Here is a 19,233-nt window from a genome sequence, read left to right as displayed (position 1 = left end):
TCTGACCTCTACGTTCAGGATTCAGTCAGGTCCGCCCGGCTATCCTTAACGCCATGAACTCGAGACTCGCCAAATTCGCGATCGGACAGGTCGTCAGGCACCGCATCTTCCCGTTCCGGGGCGTGGTGTTCGACGTCGACCCTGTGTTCGCCAATACCGAGGAGTGGTGGCAGTCCATCCCGGAAGACATCCGGCCGACCAAGGACCAGCCTTTCTACCACCTGCTCGCCGAGAACGAGGACAACAGCTACGTCGCCTATGTGTCCGAGCAGAACCTGCTGCCCGACGACAGCGGCGAGCCCGTCGGCCACCCGCAGACGGCGGTGATCTTCGAGTCGTTCGATCACGGGCTTTACAAGCTTCGTCCCCGAATTTCCCACTAGGCGGCACGCTTCTCCGCCGAACACGGTTCTGGGCGCAAACTCCGAACAGCATTTGCCAAATACGGGGCGTAGCGTCGTCGCATGAGCGGAGATGGCTTTAGCAAGGGACCGCCCCCGGGCGCCCGTCCCGACTGGACGATCGATCAAGGCTGGGAAACCTATTCTCAGGCCGAGCACGACGTCTGGATCACCCTGTATGAGCGTCAGGCCGACATGCTGCACGGCCGCGCCTGTGACGCGTTCATGCGCGGCCTCGACGCGCTGGACCTGCACCGCACGGGCATCCCTGACTTCAATCGTATCAACGAGGAGCTCCAGCGCCTGACCGGGTGGAGCGTGGTCGCCGTGCCGGGCCTGGTGCCCGACGACGTCTTCTTCGACCACCTGGCCAATCGGCGCTTCCCGGCCGGCCAGTTTATCCGCAAGCCGCATGAGCTGGACTATCTGCAGGAGCCGGACATCTTCCACGATGTTTTCGGCCACGTGCCGATGCTGACCGATCCGGTCTTCGCCGACTACATGCAGGCCTATGGCCAAGGCGGCCAGCGGGCGGTGGGCCTGGGTCGCCTGACCAATCTCGCCCGTCTCTATTGGTACACGGTGGAGTTTGGCCTGATGAAGACGCCGGCGGGTCTGCGGATCTACGGGGCCGGCATCGTCTCGTCGCGGGCGGAGTCGATCTTCGCCCTGGACGATCCCTCGCCCAACCGCATCGGTTTCGACCTGGAGCGGGTGATGCGCACCAACTATCGGATCGACGACTTCCAGCAGGCCTATTTCGTGATCGACTCGATCCAGACCTTGCAGGAAGTCACGCTGCGCGACTTCAGCGCCCTCTATGAGCGCTTGGCGGGCGCCAGCGAAATTGGTGTCGCCGAGATCCTCCCCGGCGACACCGTCATTACGCGCGGCACGCAGGCCTATGCGAAAGCCGGCGGGCGCTTGGCTTCGGCCGCGGCCGGCTGACCCTTCAGGCCGAACAGTATCCGCACGCCCGGAATGCGCCGCACGATCTCGTAGGTGGCGAAACAGCCGGCGAACGTCGCCACGATCAGGATCGCGCCCTCCAGCCCCTGGGGCAGGCCCAGCTTGGCCAGATGGTAGGCCATGACCACGATCAGGGTCTGGTGGACCAGGTAGAAGGGGAAGACGCCCAGGGTCAGGTAGCGTAGCGCCGGGCCGCCCTTGTTGGCCAGATGCTTGGCCCCGAAGCCCAGGATGGCGACGATGGCGCACCAGGTGTCGGCGGCGAAGACGAAGCGCATGACCAGCTTCAGCTGCGGCGGGGGAACCGCCGTGTCGCTGCGATAGGTCCAGACATAGACGCTCCAGGCCGCCCAGGCCGCGACAGCCAGCGCCAGCGCCGGCCAGCGCATGGCGGTCAGGCGATCGCGCAGCACCTCGGACTTGGCCAGGCCGAAGCCCAGCAGGAAGGCGCTGAACGAGACCGCGTGGACATAGTGGTCGCCGACCAGGGCGTGGGTCTCGCCATACTTGGCGTAGAGCGTGGCGCGCAGCATCCCCAGGAACAGGATCGGCCAGCCGAACAGACCCACGCCCTTCAGCGTCCACTCGGCGGCCGTCTGGATGTGCTGGCCGGCCTTCTTCCAGACCAGCAGCATGACGGCCAGGACCAGGGTGTAGAACAGCAGATAGGCCACGAACCACATGTGGTTCCAGGTCGGTGTGGTCAGGCACTCGCCGTCGGTCCCGCACCAGTGGCCCGAGGCGGTGGCGTAGCGGACCCAGAAGTTGTCGACCGTCAGACCGCTGTTCGGATGCAAGGCGATGTACTCGACCACCTGGTAGTAGGACTGCGGTGGCACGATCACGAACATCGCGAACAGCAGCGGCGGCAGCAGCCGTGCGATTCGCGCCCAGGTCAGTTTCCCGACCGATGTCTTATCGGCCATGAACCGCGTCGCCGCGCCCGAGACCAGGAACAGCAGGGTCAGGCGCCACGGATTGGTCAGCAACATGAAGGGCATCAGCCCCTCGACCACGTGCGGCGACTTCACGTGCCATTCCCACGGCACGTAGAACATGCCGGTATGGTAGAGGATCAGCAGGAAGAACGCGCCGACCCGAATCCAGTCGAGGTCGTAGCGCCGGTCGAGGGGTAAGGCAGTCGTGGTCATGAAGAGGCGTCCGGCTTGAAAAGCGATGCCAAGGACCTGACGCAGCGCGCCCCGGCCAGCCAAGCGTCCGGGGATCAGCGGTCGCTGGCTGGGACGACCGGAAAGACTTTAGGGACCAGCGGCGGCCTTTTCGGGATGACCGGCGATGAACGCCTGTGGCTAACCCGCGCCTGGATTCTTGGAGCCTGCCTGATCGCGGCGATCACGGTGGTCAACGTCCTCACCATCCAGCACGACGCGCCGAGACTGGGCGTGATCCGGCCGGCGATCTGGGAGGTGAGCAGCGCGCTGGTCACCATGGTCATCTTCGGCATTCCGGCGGCCATGGCCCTCTGGATGGTGCGCAAGCAGCCGCGCTGGTGGCAGGCCGTCCCGGCGCACCTCGTCGCCGTGTTCGTCTATTCGGTCCTGCACGTCTCCAGTTTCGTGGCTCTGCGCAAGCTCGGTCACGCCGTCATTCTGCACGAGGGCTACGACTTCGGGCCGCTCTCGACCGAGTTCCCGTACGAGTTCCGCAAGGACATGATGTCCTACGGCCTGGCGACGATCATCTACTGGCTGGCCCTGCGGCGCAGCGCCCAGAAGCCCCCAGAGGCTCATGTCCCCGCCCCGCCCGCCACGTTCGACATCCAGGACGGCGCGCGGCTGACCCGCGTTCCCGTCGCCGACATCCTGGCCGTGCGTTCGGCGGGCAACTATGTTGAATTCGTCCTCGCCCACGACCGACGACCGCTGATGCGCTCGTCGCTGAGCGCCGTGCTGGAGGAACTGGCCCCGCGGGGCTTCGTGCGCACCCACAAGTCCTGGCTGGTCAACACGGCCCGCGTGACGGGCCTAAAGCCGGAAGGCTCTGGCGACTACGCCGTCGAGCTCGATGGCCTGGAGGCTCCGCTATCGCGGCGCTTCCCCGAGGCCTTGGCGGCGCTACGGCGCTAAAGTAGCATTCCCATCAGGATGTCGTCCTCGAAGCGGCCGTCGGGATAGAGACCGCGCTTGGCCTGACGCCCCTCTTGCTGGAAGCCCAGGCGCTCGTAGAGACGGATGGCGTCCGGATTGCCCGCCCCGGCCGCCAGCTCGATGCGCAGCACCGGCGGGCTCATGGTGCGCGCCTCGGCGATCAAGGCCATGAAGAGCTTGGAGCCGATGCCTCGCCCTTGGTGATCCGGCTGGACCGCGACCGTCACCCCGCCCAGCACGTGGGCGAAGAGCGCGATATGCTCACGGCGCGCATGGATCTCGCCGCAGATGCTCCCCTCTTGATCGACCGCCACGAGGCAAACGCCGCCTGGCGTCTCGATCACGCCGCGAACATAGGCCTCCGTGATTTCCTCGGGCGTGCGCGCCAGCCGCCCCGGCTGAACCGCCGCGGCCTTGTGCGTGGCTAAGATCCCGGAAAGGTCGTCGAGGCTCGCCTGCCGGATAGTGACGCTCATGACGCCCTCTGAAATGGATAGAAGTCTCCGCCAAGGTCTAGGATCTGGCTGAGTTCGTCCAGAGCCTCCCGACACTCTGTCAACAGGTCGGGGTCGGCCAGGTCCGCCGGGGCCAGGCGGTCGCGATAGCGGCGCCGCACCCAGTCGGCCAAGGTGGCGTGCAGAGCCGGCGTGAACCGCTGGGCGGGATTCGTCGCCGACAGCTCGGCGTCGGTCAGGACCACCCGCAAACGCAAGCAGGCCGGGCCGCCGCCGTTGCGCATACTTTGGCGGACGTCGACATACTCCACGCGGCCGATCGGACCGTTGGACGAGGCCAGGCTCTCAGCGACCGCGAAGGCGCGCGGGTTGTCGCGCGTCTCGGCCGGGGCCAGCAGCACCAGGCGGTCCTCCCCCGGGATCGCCAGAAGCTGCGAATTGAACAGATAGCTGGCCACGAGATCGGCCATCGGGAGGTCAGCCTCCGAAACCTCGACGAAGGCCGGCTCGAACAGCCCCTCGGCGGCGTCGCGAATATCTCGCTCCATCCCGGCGCGATCCTCGAAGGCGCGTTCGTGGAAGAGCAGGCACTCCCGCGTGCCGACGCAGACCACGTCGTTGTGGAACGCCCCGCCCTCGATCGCCGCGCGGCCCTGCCGCGGAAACACCGCCCGCGCCGCGCCATGGCGGCGCTGGATGGCCTCGAAGGCCTCGCGAGTCTGGCGGGCCGGGAACCTGCCGTCCCAATGGCCCCAGGCCTCGCGCCCCCAGACGAACAGGTTGACGCCCGGCGCGCCGTGTTCAGCGCAGAGCCGGACGTGGTTGGCCGCGCCCTCGTCGGCGAAGTGCGGCTGAGCCGGCAGCGGGTCGTGGACGGCGAAACGGGCTTCGTCAGGAAACAGACGACGCAGGGCGCGCGTGGTCTGCGGGCCTTCCAGGCTGCGATGCAGGTTGGTCAGCAGGTTGGCCGGCGTGAAGTGGACACGGCCGTCAGCCGTATCGGCGCTGGGCGTCACCGTCGCGGCGTTGGCGGCCCACATCGGCGAAGCCGAACAGGCGGCGGCGGCCAGCGCCGGCGCATCCTTCCAGGCCTGTTCGATCACCGCCGCTTCCGAACCGGAAAAGCCAAGGGATTTCAAAAGGCTTACAGCCGGCCGCTCATGCGGCGGCAACACGAACTGCGGGATCCCCAGATCCGCCAGGCGGCGCATCTTGCCAAGCCCTTCCAGCGCCGCGCCCCGCGGGTTCGACGCCTCGCCGGCGTTCTTCTGGCTGGCCAGGTTCCCCGGCGAGAGACCGACGTAGGAGTGGGTCGGCCCGACAAGGCCGTCGCAATTGGCCTCGACCGCGCTGCTCATCCGCGCAGGCCCTTGATGTCCTTCAGTGTGTCGGTGATGGCCGGCGCCTCGAAACTGGCGATGGGATAGGCGCAGTAGTCAGCGGCATAGTAGGCGCTGGGCCGATGGTTGCCCGAGGCGCCTAGGCCGCCGAACGGCATCGAACCCGCCGCGCCCGTGGTCGGCCGGTTCCAATTCACGACTCCCGCGCGGATACGGCTCAGGAATTGATCCCAGCGCTTTGCTTCATTGGAGATAAGCCCCGCCGAGAGACCGTAGCGCGTGGCGTTGGCGGCTTTCAGCGCGTCGTCGTAGCTGGCCACGCGGCGCACCTGCAGCCACGGGGCGAACAGCTCCTCGTCGGGCGTGTCGACGCCGGTGACGTCGACGATCCCGGGCGTCACGAAGGCCTCGCTGAGCCCCTCGACCGACCTTAGCGAACGGATGCGCTCACCGCCCATGGTGTCAGCGATGGCGCGAGCGGCCTCGGCGGCGCGGGCCGAGATCAGCGGACCCATGAAGGCCTCGCCTTCCCCGTTCCAGGGCCCGATCGAGAGCCGGTCGGCCAGAGCCGCCGTCGCCTCGATCACCTTCCGGCCAAAGGCGTCGTCCGGCACGATCAGCCGCCGCGCGCACGAGCAGCGCTGGCCGGTGGTGATGAAAGCCGACTGCACGACCAGCGCCGCCACGGCCTCGGCGTCGTCGGCGTCCCAGACCACCAGCGGATTGTTGCCGCCCAGCTCCAGGGCCAGGATCACATCGGGTCGGTCGGCGAAATGGCGGCGGAAGAAGGTTCCGGCCGCCGCCGAGCCGGTGAACAGCAAGCCGTCGATCGCCTGGTTGATCAACGCCTGACCGGTCTCACGGTCACCTTGGACGAGGTTGACGACGCCCGCCGGCGCGCCAGCCGCCTCCAAGGCCTCGATCATCAGCTGACCCGCCAGAGGCGTCTCCTCCGACGGCTTGAACACCACGGTGTCGCCCGCCAGCAGGGCAGGCACGATGTGGCCGTTGGGCAGGTGGCCGGGAAAGTTGAACGGCCCCAGCACCGCCATGACGCCATGGGCCCGATGACGTAGCACGGCGCGGCCGAACGGCATGGCGTTCTCGGTGACGCCCGTACGCTCGTCATAGGCCTTGATCGACAGGTCGACCTTGCCGGCCATGGAGCCCAGTTCGGCCTTGGTTTCCCACAGAGCCTTGCCAGTCTCGCGGCTCAGGGCCTCGGCGAAGGCGGCGGCGCGCTCGACCAGGATCTCCTTGTAGCGGCGCAGGACAGCGATGCGCGCCTCGCGCGGCTGGTCGGCCCAGGCGGGGAAGGCCCGGTGCGCCGCGGCCACGGCCTCGGCGACATCGGCCTCGGTGGCGGCCGCCTCGCGCCACACCGCCTCGCCGGTCGCCGGGTCGGTCGAGACCAGCTCCGGACCGCGCCCCGAACGCCACTTCCCGTCGATGAACAAGCCGCTCATGCCTTCACCCGCACCATGTCGCCTTCGCCTACGCCCAGAGCCTGGGCCGTCTCTCGTCCCAGGATCGCGTTGTCGCCGTCGATCAGCACGGGCGCTCGCGCCGCCCGGAACCGGGCCAGGGCGCCGCTGGAGACCAAGGCCTCCTCGCCGAAGGCGTCCTCGCCAATCTTCACCCGCAGGCTGCGCGCATCCCGCACCGTCTTGATGTCGTCGCGGCGCGCGGCGACGGTCGGCCCCGCGTCGAAGATGTCGATCAACCCCTGATAGCGAAAGCCCTCGGCCTCCAGCATGGCCCGCGCCGCCTCGCCCTCGCGGTGGACACGGCCTAGCACCTCGCTGGCTTCCTGGGGCAGCAACTCGGCATAGATCGGATGGCGCGGCGCCAGGTCGAGGATGAACTGGCCATCGGTCGAGGCGCTCATCATGTCGGCCTCGTCGAACTCCAGGCGGAAGAACTTGCTGGCCACGTGGTCCCAGAACGGGCACCCGCCATCCTCGTCGAACCAGCCGCGCAGTTCGGCCAGCACCATTTCGGCGAAGCGCTGGGGCTCCAGGCCGATCAGCATGTAGCGCGACTGGGCCAGCAGGCGCCCCGCCCCACCCTTGCGGCGCTCGGGCCGCAGGAACAACGAGCCGACCTCCGACCAGCCGGCGCACTCGTTGACCAGCACCAGGGCCCGGTGATCGAAGCGCTTCGCCAGGGTCGGCGACGATTGGGCCAGGGTGACCACCCGGAAGGAGAAGTGCGGCCGCTTCAGCCCCACGCCCGCCTTGACCCCGGCGACGCCGATCACGTCATTGGCCTCCAGGTCCTCCAGCATCAGGGTGTACCAGGCCTCGGGCGGGGCGACGCCGGACTGGAAGCTGGCTTCCGACAGCGCCAGACGGGCGCGCAAGGTGGGCTCGTCCTCGGGCAGGCTGGTGAAACCGCGCCCGGACAGCACGGCCAGTTCCATCAGGGCGTCGAAGTCGGCGGAGCCGGCGGGACGGACGACAAGCATTCAGACACTCCCCATGACCGCGCGGATCGCTCTGGCGTCGATCTCGCCGCTGGCCAGTTTCATCAGGATCAGCGCCGAGAGCTGCGCGCGCTCGACGAAGCTTTCAGGAAAGGCGTGCTCGGCCTCGCTATGGATATCGCCGCCGCGCACACCCAGGGTGTCGACGTTCGGCAGGCCCGAAGAGAAAAGGTTGTTGCCTTCGCAGACGCCGCCCGAGGGCTTCCAGGCGATGTCCTGCCCGAGAAGCGCGCCGACGTCCTTCACCGCCCCGAACAGCTGTTGCTGGGCGGCGTTGAACGGCTTGGCGCCGCGGGTGATCAGGCCGTGCAGATGGGCGTGCAGGTCATCGCCGATCTCGCCGACGACGCGCGCGACTTCGGCCTCGAACCAGGCGGCGGCCTGCGCTTCCGGGAAGCGGACGTTGAAGCGAACCACGGCCACGTCCGGCACCATGTTCAGCGGCGCGCCGCCGTCGATGCGGGCGACATTGACCGTGACGCCGTCGCGCTGGCCGTTCAGGCCGTGCAGCTTTTCGGCCACGCGCGCCGCGCCGATGATGGCGTTGCGGCCGGCGGCGAAGTCACGGCCGGCATGGGCCGCGCGGCCGTGGATGACGATGTGGAAGTTGCCCGAGCCCTTGCGCGCAGAGGCCAAAGCCCCATCCGCGAGGGCCGGCTCATAGGTCAGGCCGACATGGCCGCGCCGCGCGAAATCCGCCAGCACCGGCCCCGAGGCGATCGAGCCGATCTCCTCGTCCGGCGACAGCAGCACGCGGTAGCCGACATTGTGCGAGGCAGGGTGAGCTTCGAACCCTTCCAGCGCCGCCAGCATGACCGAGATGCCGCCCTTCATGTCGGCGATGCCCGGACCGTGCAGCGCGCCGTCGGGACGCGTGCGAACGACCTGGAACGGGCTCATCTCGGGATAGACGGTGTCATAGTGGCCGGTCAGCACGACCTGGACCGGGGCCTCGGGACGCACCACGACAGCCAGGGACGGCGGGTGATGAAACTCGGTCTCGCGGCCGTCGGCGGCGATCTCCCGCGACGGCGACAGCGGCGTCTCGATCGGCGCGGCGGGCAGGCGCGCGGCCGCGTCGAGCAGAATTTGCCTCTGGCGCTCCAGCCCGGCCAAGTGCCGGCTGCCGGAGTTGATGGCGCACCAGTCCACGGCGCGGTCGACGATCAGGCCGCCATCGCGCGCGATGTGATCCAGAACCGCACGATCTTCTGAATTGAGTCGCATGAAAAGCCTGTCCTCCCTCAGTCAAGATAACCAAGGGCCGCGGGCAAATCGTTGTCACCTCCGAGGAGGTAACCGGTCGCCCGCGCAACAGCCTTGCGTCTCTAATAGTCTTTTCTCCAGCGGACGGAAAGCTTGGCGTCGTTCTGGCCGCCAATGCGCGAGACCAGCGACAGCGTCCGACGGACGCGCCACTCGACCTGGGCGGCGGGCCCCTCCCGGCCGCCGCCGATAATCTCGACATAGACGTCGTCGGTTACGTACTTGCCGCCCGACACCGTCATGCCCGTGGCGCCTTCGGCGAAGGCCAGGCGATCGAGGCGCGCGAAGCTGCGCAGGTTGCCGATCACGTCGAAGCCCCCGCCGCCGGCCAGCGAGGCGAGCGCGGACGCTAGCTGAGCCGCCTCGATCGGCGACAGCTGGGCGGCCGAGGCGCCGAACAGCACCTGGCTGAGCACCTCGTCGCTGGGCAGCTCGGGCTTGGAGGTCAGGGTGATCTCGGGCTTGGCGGCCGTGCCCTTGATGCGGACCACCGCCGTCAGGGAGGCGTCCTGGCGTGTCGCTGAAAGGTCCAGGCGGATGCGGTCCAGTTGGCTGGACAGATAGACCACGCCGTCGTCGTCGAACTCGAACCGCTTGCCGGCGAAGTCGTACTCACCCCGCACCATGCGCGCCACGCCCGAGAGCTGCGGGGCCAGGGAGGTGCCGCCGACATGGGCGTCCAGCGACAGCTCGACGTCCAGGCCGCGACCGCGCACGAACACCCGGCGCGGCGCCTTCAGGTCCAGGTCCAGAATCATGCCGCCCGTGTTCGGGCGGCGCTGCAGGCCCTGGTCCAGATCCTGCGGGCGATTGCGCTCGATCACGTCCATGGCCACGACGCCGGCCGGCGTCTTGCTCTGGGCCGAGACATCGGCGCGGTCGAGGGTCACCGCCCCCGTCAACTTGATCTTTCCGTCGGCCGAACGGTTCACCGAGGCCTGCCCACTGGCGACCGCCGAAGCCAGGTCGTTGTCGATCAGGCGGAAGCTCTTCATGTCGAGCTTGAAGTTGCCCACGCCGTCGCGCGCCAGGCTGATCCGCCCCTGGCCCGAGATCGTACCGCCCTGCCCGTCCTCGCCAATGGCCTGACTGACGTCGATGGCGTTGTCGGCCAGGGCCGTTCGAAGGACGACGTTGCGCAGGCGCAGGCCGGTCTGGCCGTCCTCGAAGCCGCCATTGTCCAGGGTCGCCGAGCCCAGCAGGCGTGGATCGGCGAGCGTGCCGCCAATGCTGCCCTGCAGATTGATGCGCCCCGACAGCGAGCGGTCGGCGCCCATCAGCAGGTTCCACAGCGGCTTGATCTCGCCCTTGGCCGAGAACTGCCCCTGCACGCCGCGCTTCTTGTCGATCACCAGGCGCAGCGGCCGGGCCGAGGCCTCGACCGGCAGGACGAGGTTGGCGTCGGCCTTCAGGCCCTGACTGTTGTCGCCGTCGGCGACGATGGTCAGGTGGCTGTCGGTCAGGTCGCCGTGGACCTTGGCGTTGAGCGACTGCTCGATCTTGGCGCCGCGTTCGCGGGCGTTGGAAAGGCGCATGGTGAAGTCGCCGCCCAGGGCCTCGCCCTGCCCGCGCAGATTGAACGAGCCGTCGATGTCGCCGTCGAGATCGGGGTTGAAGGCCGTGATCGCCACGCCCGCCAGTTCCGCCTTCAGCATGGCCGTGGCGCCGCCCAGGTCGGCGTCGATGTCGGCGCGTCCCTTGTCGATGGCCAGGCGTAGGCGAGCCTGGGTCGGGCCGTCGCCGAAACGCACCTTGGCCGTCTCGCGGGTCTTGATCTCGGTGCGGCCCATGCGGCCAGCGGCGTCGAGGCTGAGGTCATAGATCTTGCCGTTCTGCGCCAGGTCGCCCGTGCCGCCGATGCGCCAGCGGCCGCCGGGAGCCTCGCCGCGCGCATCGATCGACAGCGGCAGGCGCGCCAAGGGGCCGTCTGCCTTGATGCGCGCAGAACGGACCTTCCAGGCTCCGGTCGCGACGTCCTCGGCGGTCAGGTCCAGGGTCGCGCTGGCGCCGCCGCCACCGGGCGCGTCGACCAGCTTGGCCGCGCCCCTGACCTGGCCCTGAGGCAGGAAGGCGCCGGGGCCGATGGCGACGGTCAGGTCGGCCATGGCCGGCAGCCCGTCGCGCAGGCTCATCGCCCCCTTGGCCTTGGCGCCGCCGGCGTCGACGTCCAGTTCGCTCAGTTCGATGCCGCCTGGCGAGAAGCGGAAGGCCGTGCGGCCGCGCGCCGGACCATAGCCGCTGTCGGCTTGCAGCGCCGCGACACCATCGGTGGCGTTGGGGCCACGCGCGAAGGTCAGGGTCAGATGCGCCTTGGTCAGGGGCAGCATGGGAAGGTCAACGCGGTCGAAATCGGCGTTCAGCTCGGCCTTCGGGGCGGCCAGCGTGCCGCCGATGTGGCCGTCCCCCGCCGCCTTGCCGGCGACTTCGACCGGACCGGCGCGGAACGGGCCCGTCGCGGTCCAGTCCAGCTTGAAGTCGAGTTCCAGAGCCTTGGCGACCGTCATCTTTCCGGAGGATTGCAGGCTGGCGTTGGCTCCTTCCAGCTTGGCGTCCGCGACGGCCAGGACGCCGTCGTTCCAGCTGGCCTTGCCATTCAGGCGGGGCGTTGCGCCCAGCAGGCGGTCGATCTCGGGATAGCCGGTGGCGAAACCCGCCGCGCGACTGTCGACCGTGAAGCTCCAGGGCCGGTTGGCGAAGCTGTTGGCCGTCCATTTGGCGGTGACCGAACCCTTCGCGCCCGGCCGCACCGGCCCCATGCTGGCTACCTTCATGTCGCCGTCGAATGACAGGCCGCCGAGCGGTCCGCGTTCGCCCTTGCCGGTGACGATCAGGTTCGGGGCGTCGATCCGGGCCGACTTGATCAGGAACCGACCACCCTTGACCCGCGCTCCTTCGAACGAGGCCTTGGGGCTGGGGCCGAGCAGGGCCAGAATGCCCGTGCCGCCGCCGCCCGACGAGGTCGCCGCAGCCTTGATCTCCAGCTCGCCCTTGGCCCAGCGCACCTTGGCCGGTCCCTTGGCGCGCTTGAGGCGATAGCCCAGCAATTCCAGGTCGGCGACGTCGACATCACCCTCGACCGAGAAGCCGCCCTCCTCCAGTCGGAAGACGCCGTCGGCCAGGCCGCGCCCCATCTGCGGGATGGTCACGATCCGCTTCAAGGCGCCGATCTGGGCGCTGAACGCGACGCCGTCCGGCCCCGTCCGCTTCTTGGCCAGATCCGCCAGGCCGTGGCCGTGAAGGGTCAGGTTCTGGGCCATGATCGCCAGGTTCAGGTCCGACAGACCGTCCTGGGCCGTTTTCTTGCCATCGATCGTGAAATTGGCTTCCGGCCCGAACATGTGGGCCAGACGTTGGGTCAAGGTCGAGGCCGTGAGATCGATGCGGCCTCGGGCCGAACCGCCTTGCTCGGTCCAGGCGCCGTCGGCCTGCAGCGGCGTCGCCTGACCCGAGCGCGCCAAGACGTTGAACGCCGCGCGGCTGGTCGTGCCGTCGGCTTTGGCCTTCAGATCGAAGGTGCGGTTGGCCGGCAAGCCCAGCGCGCCAGCGATCGCGCCGCCATTGGCCTCGGTCGCGTCGGCGATCAGGTGCAGGCTCTTGGAGCGACCCAGGTCGAAATCGAGGTTCAGGTGATCGCCGACATGGAGGCGCGAGGCGACGCCCAGCTTGCCCTTCTGCCCGCCCTGGCGCGCCATTTCGTAGGCGCCCGCGACGTCGAAGTCGCCGTCCTTGCCGCTAAAGGCCGGGCGGGTGATCAGGCGGAACCTAAAGGCGTCGAGATCGACCGACACGGGCGCGGCGCTGGACTTGGGTCCCTTGGGCTCCATGGTCGGGCGTCGCAGCACGATGACATCGCGCGCGTCGATGCTCTCGGCGTGGAAACGACGGCCGAACAGCTCGGTCGGCCGCCAGGCCACGCGCAGGTCGTGCGCCTCCAGCCAGATCCCCTTCTCATCGGAGATGGTCAGGCGGCGGACGCCGAAGTTCTTCCAGATGTCCCCCGACAGGCCTTCGATATGCAGCCTGCCGATGCGGCCCAGCTTGAGCCCCGAGGCGCGAGCCTCCAGGAACATCCGGCCCTGCGGGGTGATGGGGGCCAGGCGCAGGCCGCCCGCCATGACAATCAGGATGCCGGCCAGGATCGCCGCGGCGATCAGCACCACGCCGCCCCAGCCGATCTTCCTCGAGACCTTCACGGCGGCCTCGCCCGCCGCCTCGGCGGCGTGGGCGACGGTCTCCGTCAGGTCAGGCTTGTCGTGCTCCGCGCTCAAAAGCTTTGACCGATGCTGAGATAGACTTGGAAGGCGGGATCGCCCTTGCGGCGGCCCATGGGCACGGCGACGTCGGCGCGGATCGGGCCAAAGCCCAGGTCGTAGCGGACACCAAAACCCGCACCGGCCCGGAAGTCCTCGCGTTGCGGCGTGTTGTGCGTGCCGATGGCGCCGGTGTCGATGAAGGCCACGCCGCTCCATTTCGAGGTGATCTTCTGGCGCAGCTCGATCGAGGTCTCGACCAGCGAGATGCCGCCCTGCGGGGTGTTGTCGGTCAGGCGCGGCCCGATGGCCTGGTAGGAATAGCCTCGCACCGAACCGCCGCCACCGGCATAAAAGCGCCGCGAGGCCGGAACGTCCTGGACGCCGCCGCCGACGATCGCGCCCAGCTTAAGGCGTCCGGCCAGCACAGTGCTGGCCTGCCGGCCGAACGGGATATAGGCCGAGCCCTGGGTGGTCAGTTTCAGGTAGGGAACGGTCGTGTCGCCGACCACGTAGGTCGGCTCGCCCCGGGCCTCCAGACGCCAGCCACGCTTGGGATCAAGGATGTTGTCCGAGAAGTCCCAGGCATAGGCCGCCAGGCCCGCGAAGGTCGCCAGGTTCAGCTTGCGGCCCGCCACCAGGCCGTTTCGGCTCACCTGTTCCTTGGTCTGGGAGATATCGAGCGAGACGCCGAAGGTGCGATAGGCGGTCGTCTGCCGTCGCTTGGTCAGGTCCACCCCGACCGTGGCGCCGGTTTCGTTATAGGCGTCGGTGTCGTTGCGGAATACGGCGGTGTTCAGCTTCAGCGTCTGCTGGGGCCGGCGCCAGTGCGGCAGCGAGATCTCGGCCCCCAGGCGTTGCTCCAACTTGGCGAAACGCAGGGCGTAGGTCGTGGTGTCGGCGCGCTTCAGCCGGTTGTAGCGGATCCAGCGCGCGTCGACGCCTGCGCCCTCGTTGGTCGAATAGCCCGCGCCCAGTTCGATGGTGCGCGACTTGCGATCCGCCAGGGTGACGACGACGGGACGATACCCCTCGGCCGTGGCCTTGTCCGTGCCCGCCAGCGAGACCGAGATCGAATCATAGACGCTGGTGTCGCGCAGGCGGCGCTCCAGCTCGGCCACGTCCTCGGGATCGTAGACGTCGCCGGACACCCAGGGGGCCAAGCGGCTGACCCAGGCGGCGTTGGTGCGCCCTTTGGTCACGACCTCGATGCCGTCGAGGTGAACCAGTTCGCCGGCCGCGATCTTGAAGGCCGGCCGGACCGTGTGGTCGGCGTGGTCGACAATGACCTCGCGCGGCTCGGCGGCCGCGTCGGCATAGCCGAGCTTGGCCACCTGGGCGACGACACGCCCCTCGGCGCCCACTACGTCCGCCGAACGGCCCGGCTCGCCCTCGGTCAGGCGCATGGCGGTGGCGGCGCGCTGGCGGGTGCCCTCATCCGGCGGCGCGCCGGACCAGTCGATGCGTGGATCGGCGATCAGGAAGACGGGACCGGGCGTGATCTTGACCACCGCGCGCGGCGGCTCGCCGTCCATGACGTCGGGTTCGACGGTGTAGCCATAATAGCCCTCGGCACGCAGAACGGCGATGGCGTCCTCGCCGGCCTGACGAGCGCGGCGACGGGCTTCGGCGCGGCTTTGGGCGGAAGTCTTGGACTGGGTCAGAGCGCGCTGGATAGCGTCGCGCAGGTATTTGTCCTCGACACCTTGGATCTGGGCCATCGGCTCGTCGGCAAGCGCGGCCGAGGCGATCAGCCAAATCACCGCCGTTAACGCGAGGGTAGTCCGCCCAAGCACCAAATCACGTTCCCCGCGCGAAGCGCCCCCGGGCCCTGCTGTAGTCCGGGGTGGCGCCGCTGTCACGACAGGAAATGCAACGAACCTTGCCCGAGCGGCGCTTCTCAAAGCGGGCGAATGGCGCCCAAATGATAAGCAGTCATGCGCATCCACGTGGCGGACGTCGAATCCGGCGCGCATGGTGGTCGCTACACTCTAGAGTCGGGGACGGCGCGGGCTCACCGGTCCGCGCCCAAGGTTGTGAGAAACGTGGATAAAAGCGTGGCGGCGAAGACCCAAACCCTCGTGAACGCACCGACCCTGCCGATGACGGAGGCGGCGTACCTGCCGGGGATCGCCTACGACGAGATGTTCACGCCCGAGGGTGAGGTCCGGCCGCACTACGATCCGCTGCATGGCCGCATGTCGACCCTTGGCGCCGAGGAACTGGCGGGGCGTCAGCGGACGCTGGAACGTTCGTTCCTGCTGCAGGGCATCACCTTCACCGTCTATGGAGCCGACAACACCACCGAGCGGGTCATGCCGACCGACCTGTTCCCACGCATCATCCCCGCGGCGGAATGGTCGAAGATCGAGGCGGGCCTAGCCCAGAGACTGCAGGCGCTGAACCTGTTCCTGGCCGATATCTATGGCGATCAGCAGATCCTAATGGACGGCGTGGTTCCGCGCGAGCTCGTGCTGGGCGCGCCGTCGTATCGCCGCGAGATGCAGCACGTCTATGTACCGCACAAGGCCTACGCCAATGTCTGCGGCAGCGACCTGATCCGCTGCCAGGACGGCCAGTTCGCGGTGCTGGAGGACAATCTTCGGGTCCCGTCCGGCGTCTCGTACATGCTGGCCAATCGCGACGCGGCCAAGCGGACCTTCCCCGGCACCTATCGCGCCGCCGGCGTACGGCCGGTCGAGCGCTATCCCGACCTGCTGCTGGCCACGCTGAAGAGCATGGCCGCCGACTGGCGCGGCGATCCGCAGGTCGTGGTGCTGACGCCCGGCGTCTATAACAGCGCCTACTATGAGCACGCCTATCTGGCCCGTCTGATGGGCGTGCCGCTGGTCGAGGGCCGTGACCTCGTTGTGCACGAAAACATGGTCTATATGCGCACCACGACCGGCATCCGCCGGGTGGACGTGATCTATCGCCGGGTCGACGACGACTTCATCGACCCCCTCACCTTCCGGCGCGACAGCTCGCTGGGCGCGGCCGGTCTGTTCAACGCCTATCGCGCCGGCAATGTGGTGATCTGCAACGCGCCGGGCACCGGCGTCGCCGACGACAAGGCCGTCTACGCTTATGTCCCCGATATCATCCGCTACTATCTGGGCGAGGACGCCATCCTGCCCAATATCGAGACCTTCCTTTGCCGCGAACCGCGCCAGTTGGGCCACGTGCTCGACAATCTCGACAAGTACGTGGTCAAGGCCGTCGGCGCCTCGGGCGGCTACGGCATGCTGGTCGGTCCGCACGCCAGCCAGAAGGAGCGCGACGACTTCGCCCAGGCGATCAAGGCCGATCCGGACAACTACATCGCTCAGCCGACCATCCAGCTGTCGACCGCGCCCTGCCTGGTCGACGGACGCATCGAGCCTCGCCACGTTGACCTGCGCCCCTTCATCCTGTCGGGCGAGAAGACCATCGTCACGCCCGGCGCCCTGACCCGGGTGGCGCTGAAGCGCGGCTCGCTGGTGGTCAATTCCAGCCAGGGCGGCGGCTCCAAGGACACCTGGGTGCTGGCCGAGGAGAACGGCCAGACCAATGGCCACGGCAACGGGAGCGCCCGCCCATGATGCTCGCGCGCGTGGCTGACAGCCTCTACTGGCTGGGCCGATACATCGAACGGGCCGAGCACCTTTCGCGCCTCTCCAGCGTCATGTTGAACGCGACCCTGGACCAGACCGACTCCGGCGCCCACGCGGTGCGGATCGCCATGGCCGCCGTGGGCGATCCCGCCGATGGTGTGGACGTCGGCTCCTTCGAGGCCGCCGAGGCCCTGGTGCTGGATCGCAGCGACACCAATTCGGTCGTCTCGTCCCTGGCCCGGGCGCGCGAGAACGCCCGCCAGGTCCGCGACCAGATCACCACGGAGACCTGGGAGCGGCTCAACCTGCTCTATCTGAAGGTCACGGACGACAAGGCCGCCAAGGAATTCTCGGACGGCTCGGCCAACTTCCTGCACGACGTCATCGCCGATCTGCACCTGTTCAAGGGCGCGGCCGACACCACCATGAGCCACGGCGAGAGCTGGCGGTTCATGATGCTGGGAATCTATATGGAGCGCGCCCAGCTGGTCTCGCGACTGCTGGAAGTGTGCTTCGCGGAGAGCCCCGTGCACGGCCACGTCGACGACCACGTGGCCCTGGTCAGCGTGCTGCGCATGGCCTGCGCGCTGGAGCCGTATCTGCGGGTCTACACCGCCGAGATCGAGCCGCGGCACATCCTGGAATTCCTGGTCTTCGACGAGGACTTCCCGCGCTCGATCCGCTTCGCCACAGCCCAGATCGAACAGCACCTGTCGGCCATGGCTCGCAACGCCTTCACTGGCGAGCGCCCGGGTCCCGAGCGCCTCGCGGGCCGCCTCAAGGCCCGCCTGCAGTTCGCCGATGTCGACGAGCTGGAAGCCGTTGGGGCCGGACCGCTGCTGACCACCGTCGTCAACGAATGCGCGCGCATCCACGAAGCGATCTACGAGACCTTCGTGGCCTATCCGCTCGAAACGCGCCTTCCGGCCTAGGATCCAAGATCGTGCTGCTCGAAATCCGCCACGTCACCCAGTACCACTACGAGAAGCCCGTGCGGGAGAGCCTGATGGAGCTGTGGATGCAGCCTCAGAAGACGGCCCGCCAGCGCCTGGTCAGCTTCGAGCTGGACCTGGAGCCAGCCGCCCAGGTGTTCTCCTACGCCGACAGCTTCGGCAACGCCGTCTACCACTTCGACGTGCCCCAGCCGCACGACAAGCTGACCATCGTCGCCCGCTCGGCCGTCGAGACCGAGCCGACCGGCGAGCGTCCAGACCACTTGGATATGGGCGAATGGGACCGCATGCGCAGCGAGTTCGTGCGGGGCGAATGCTTCGACTTCCTGCGCCCCCATGGCTTTGTCCGGACCACTGACGCCCTGCGGACCTTCATCTACGAGCACGACCTGGACACCCTAAGGCGCAAGGACCCGCTGACGGCGGTCCGCATGCTGTCCGAGACCATCTACAGGGCGTTCGAATACCAACCCGGCGTCACCGACGCCGACAGCCCGATCGACCTGGCCCTGAGCGCCGGGCGCGGGGTCTGTCAGGACTTCGCGCACATCATGCTGGCCATCTGCCGCGAGTGGGGCATCCCGGCCCGCTACGTCTCCGGCTACCTGTTCACCGATCGCGACGCCGGCGACCGCTCCGACCCGGACGCCACCCACGCCTGGGTCGAGGTGTTCCTGCCCAGCCTTCGCTGGGTCGGCCTGGACCCGACCAACAACATGATGACCAGTGAGCGCCACGTCGGCGTGGCGGTCGGCCGCGACTATGCGGACGTCACCCCGTCGCGCGGGGTCTACAAGGGCGATGCCGAAAGCCAATTGGCCGTGGGGGTCACCGTCCGCCGCGCGCGGGCCGCCCTGGCCGAGCCGGAATTCCTGCGCATGGCCCGCCCAAGCTTCGCCGGCGGCCGTCGCCGTCCCGACGCGGCCTTGAAGCAGGAACTGCACCAGCAGCAACAACAACAGCAGCAGCAGCAGTGATCTACTGAAGGATCGACCCTACTGAAGGATCTCCGGCGGCAGGGTGGCCGCGAACCGACGGGCGATATCCAACGCCCCGGCAGCGCCGCCCGCGCGAGGCCCCATGCGCTCGGTCTGCAGGAACTGTACGCCCACTTCGGCGCCCGAACGCCACACGACATGCGCCAGGTGCACCCGGCGCCCGCCGGCGTCGACGAAAATGAACTTGTCCGGCGGCGAGGTGATGCCGGCCGTCGACAGTCGCGCGCCCTTCTCGGCTACATCCAGCAGCGAGCATTTCCACGAGCGCGGATCGTCGACGATGTAGATCTTGCGCGCCGCCGGCATCCGAGGATGCGCGCGGCGTTCAGCGCCCGAGGGCTCGACCATGACCATGCGACCTTAGAACTCCCGTCGAGTCGTCGACGACCTTAGCGCAGACGACGACGCTACGCGC

Annotated in this window: 15 protein-coding genes; 6 read left to right on the top strand and 9 right to left on the bottom strand. The window is 68.3% G+C overall.

All coding sequences use genetic code 11. From position 1 onward, the window contains the following. The first annotated feature begins 53 nt into the window (after positions 1-53). Both hspQ and phhA read left to right on the top strand, forming a co-directional pair. Entirely contained in the window at positions 54-383 is a 330-nt protein-coding gene (gene hspQ / locus AC1RNC_RS06320) for a heat shock protein HspQ (protein ID WP_125157501.1), read from the top strand. Between the two features lie 81 nt (positions 384-464). Next, on the top strand, positions 465-1,349 hold the full coding sequence (gene phhA, locus AC1RNC_RS06315; RefSeq protein ID WP_492884656.1) for a phenylalanine 4-monooxygenase: 885 nt from the start codon (positions 465-467) through the stop codon (positions 1,347-1,349). Here the strand turns inward: phhA and AC1RNC_RS06310 are convergent. Next, complete coding sequence (locus tag AC1RNC_RS06310) at positions 1,304-2,521, bottom strand: acyltransferase family protein (protein ID WP_492884654.1); 1,218 nt, start codon at positions 2,519-2,521, stop codon at positions 1,304-1,306. The two genes, phhA and AC1RNC_RS06310, sit on opposite strands and share 46 nt — an antisense overlap. A 135-nt stretch (positions 2,522-2,656) precedes the next feature. Between AC1RNC_RS06310 and AC1RNC_RS06305 the strand changes: the two genes are divergently transcribed. Further along, positions 2,657-3,457, top strand: a complete 801-nt coding sequence (locus AC1RNC_RS06305) for a LytTR family DNA-binding domain-containing protein (protein WP_492884652.1) — start codon at positions 2,657-2,659, stop codon at positions 3,455-3,457. Here AC1RNC_RS06305 and AC1RNC_RS06300 read toward each other — a convergent pair. The 7 genes from AC1RNC_RS06300 to AC1RNC_RS06270 form a co-directional block, all read right to left on the bottom strand. Then, positions 3,454-3,954, bottom strand: coding sequence for a GNAT family N-acetyltransferase (locus tag AC1RNC_RS06300; protein WP_395443981.1), 501 nt, complete (start codon positions 3,952-3,954; stop codon positions 3,454-3,456). The genes AC1RNC_RS06305 and AC1RNC_RS06300 overlap by 4 nt on opposite strands. After that, positions 3,951-5,291, bottom strand: a complete 1,341-nt coding sequence (astB, locus tag AC1RNC_RS06295; protein WP_492884649.1) for an N-succinylarginine dihydrolase — start codon at positions 5,289-5,291, stop codon at positions 3,951-3,953. Before astB ends, AC1RNC_RS06300 begins: the two co-directional genes overlap by 4 nt. Next, positions 5,288-6,739 carry a succinylglutamate-semialdehyde dehydrogenase gene (astD, locus tag AC1RNC_RS06290; RefSeq protein WP_492884647.1) on the bottom strand — a complete coding sequence of 484 codons (1,452 nt, stop codon included), beginning with the start codon at positions 6,737-6,739 and terminating at the stop codon, positions 5,288-5,290. The genes astB and astD overlap by 4 nt, the downstream gene beginning before the upstream one ends. Continuing rightward, positions 6,736-7,740, bottom strand: a complete 1,005-nt coding sequence (locus AC1RNC_RS06285) for an arginine N-succinyltransferase (RefSeq protein ID WP_492884645.1) — start codon at positions 7,738-7,740, stop codon at positions 6,736-6,738. Before AC1RNC_RS06285 ends, astD begins: the two co-directional genes overlap by 4 nt. Further along, positions 7,741-8,985 (bottom strand): hydrolase, encoded by a 1,245-nt coding sequence (locus AC1RNC_RS06280; RefSeq protein ID WP_492884643.1) that lies wholly within the window; start codon positions 8,983-8,985, stop codon positions 7,741-7,743. A gap of 101 nt (positions 8,986-9,086) precedes the next feature. Further along, on the bottom strand, positions 9,087-13,217 hold the full coding sequence (locus AC1RNC_RS06275) for a translocation/assembly module TamB domain-containing protein (protein ID WP_492885494.1): 4,131 nt from the start codon (positions 13,215-13,217) through the stop codon (positions 9,087-9,089). Between the two features lie 71 nt (positions 13,218-13,288). Beyond that, complete coding sequence (locus AC1RNC_RS06270; protein ID WP_492884641.1) at positions 13,289-15,073, bottom strand: autotransporter assembly complex protein TamA; 1,785 nt, start codon at positions 15,071-15,073, stop codon at positions 13,289-13,291. 258 nt (positions 15,074-15,331) lie between these two features. On the opposite strand from AC1RNC_RS06270, the gene AC1RNC_RS06265 reads away from it, so the two are divergent. From AC1RNC_RS06265 to AC1RNC_RS06255, 3 genes are read left to right on the top strand one after another with little or no spacing between them, the layout of a single operon-like run. Beyond that, positions 15,332-16,855, top strand: a complete 1,524-nt coding sequence (locus AC1RNC_RS06265; protein WP_492884639.1) for a circularly permuted type 2 ATP-grasp protein — start codon at positions 15,332-15,334, stop codon at positions 16,853-16,855. Next, positions 16,852-17,799, top strand: coding sequence for an alpha-E domain-containing protein (locus AC1RNC_RS06260; protein WP_492884637.1), 948 nt, complete (start codon positions 16,852-16,854; stop codon positions 17,797-17,799). The genes AC1RNC_RS06265 and AC1RNC_RS06260 overlap by 4 nt, the downstream gene beginning before the upstream one ends. An 11-nt stretch (positions 17,800-17,810) precedes the next feature. After that, positions 17,811-18,797, top strand: coding sequence for a transglutaminase family protein (locus AC1RNC_RS06255; protein WP_492884635.1), 987 nt, complete (start codon positions 17,811-17,813; stop codon positions 18,795-18,797). Positions 18,798-18,815: 18 nt separating this feature from the next. Here AC1RNC_RS06255 and AC1RNC_RS06250 read toward each other — a convergent pair whose 3' ends face one another. Continuing rightward, positions 18,816-19,172: a PilZ domain-containing protein gene (locus AC1RNC_RS06250; RefSeq protein ID WP_492884633.1), complete on the bottom strand. Its 357-nt coding sequence runs from the start codon at positions 19,170-19,172 to the stop codon at positions 18,816-18,818. Between the last annotated feature and the right edge of the window lie 61 nt (positions 19,173-19,233).

The organism is Caulobacter sp. GW822-FHT01G02 (genome assembly GCF_058802865.1).
This window is presented reverse-complemented; position numbering and strand designations above follow the sequence as displayed.

Coding starts and splice junctions, on each gene's coding strand:
- AC1RNC_RS06250 (WP_492884633.1), bottom strand. CDS start 19,172: ATGGTCATGGTCGAGCCCTCGGGCGCTGAACGCCGCGCGCATCCTCGG.
- astB (WP_492884649.1), bottom strand. CDS start 5,291: ATGAGCAGCGCGGTCGAGGCCAATTGCGACGGCCTTGTCGGGCCGACC.
- AC1RNC_RS06300 (WP_395443981.1), bottom strand. CDS start 3,954: ATGAGCGTCACTATCCGGCAGGCGAGCCTCGACGACCTTTCCGGGATC.
- AC1RNC_RS06285 (WP_492884645.1), bottom strand. CDS start 7,740: ATGCTTGTCGTCCGTCCCGCCGGCTCCGCCGACTTCGACGCCCTGATG.
- AC1RNC_RS06310 (WP_492884654.1), bottom strand. CDS start 2,521: ATGACCACGACTGCCTTACCCCTCGACCGGCGCTACGACCTCGACTGG.
- AC1RNC_RS06305 (WP_492884652.1), top strand. CDS start 2,657: ATGACCGGCGATGAACGCCTGTGGCTAACCCGCGCCTGGATTCTTGGA.
- AC1RNC_RS06260 (WP_492884637.1), top strand. CDS start 16,852: ATGATGCTCGCGCGCGTGGCTGACAGCCTCTACTGGCTGGGCCGATAC.
- AC1RNC_RS06280 (WP_492884643.1), bottom strand. CDS start 8,985: ATGCGACTCAATTCAGAAGATCGTGCGGTTCTGGATCACATCGCGCGC.
- hspQ (WP_125157501.1), top strand. CDS start 54: ATGAACTCGAGACTCGCCAAATTCGCGATCGGACAGGTCGTCAGGCAC.
- astD (WP_492884647.1), bottom strand. CDS start 6,739: ATGAGCGGCTTGTTCATCGACGGGAAGTGGCGTTCGGGGCGCGGTCCG.
- phhA (WP_492884656.1), top strand. CDS start 465: ATGAGCGGAGATGGCTTTAGCAAGGGACCGCCCCCGGGCGCCCGTCCC.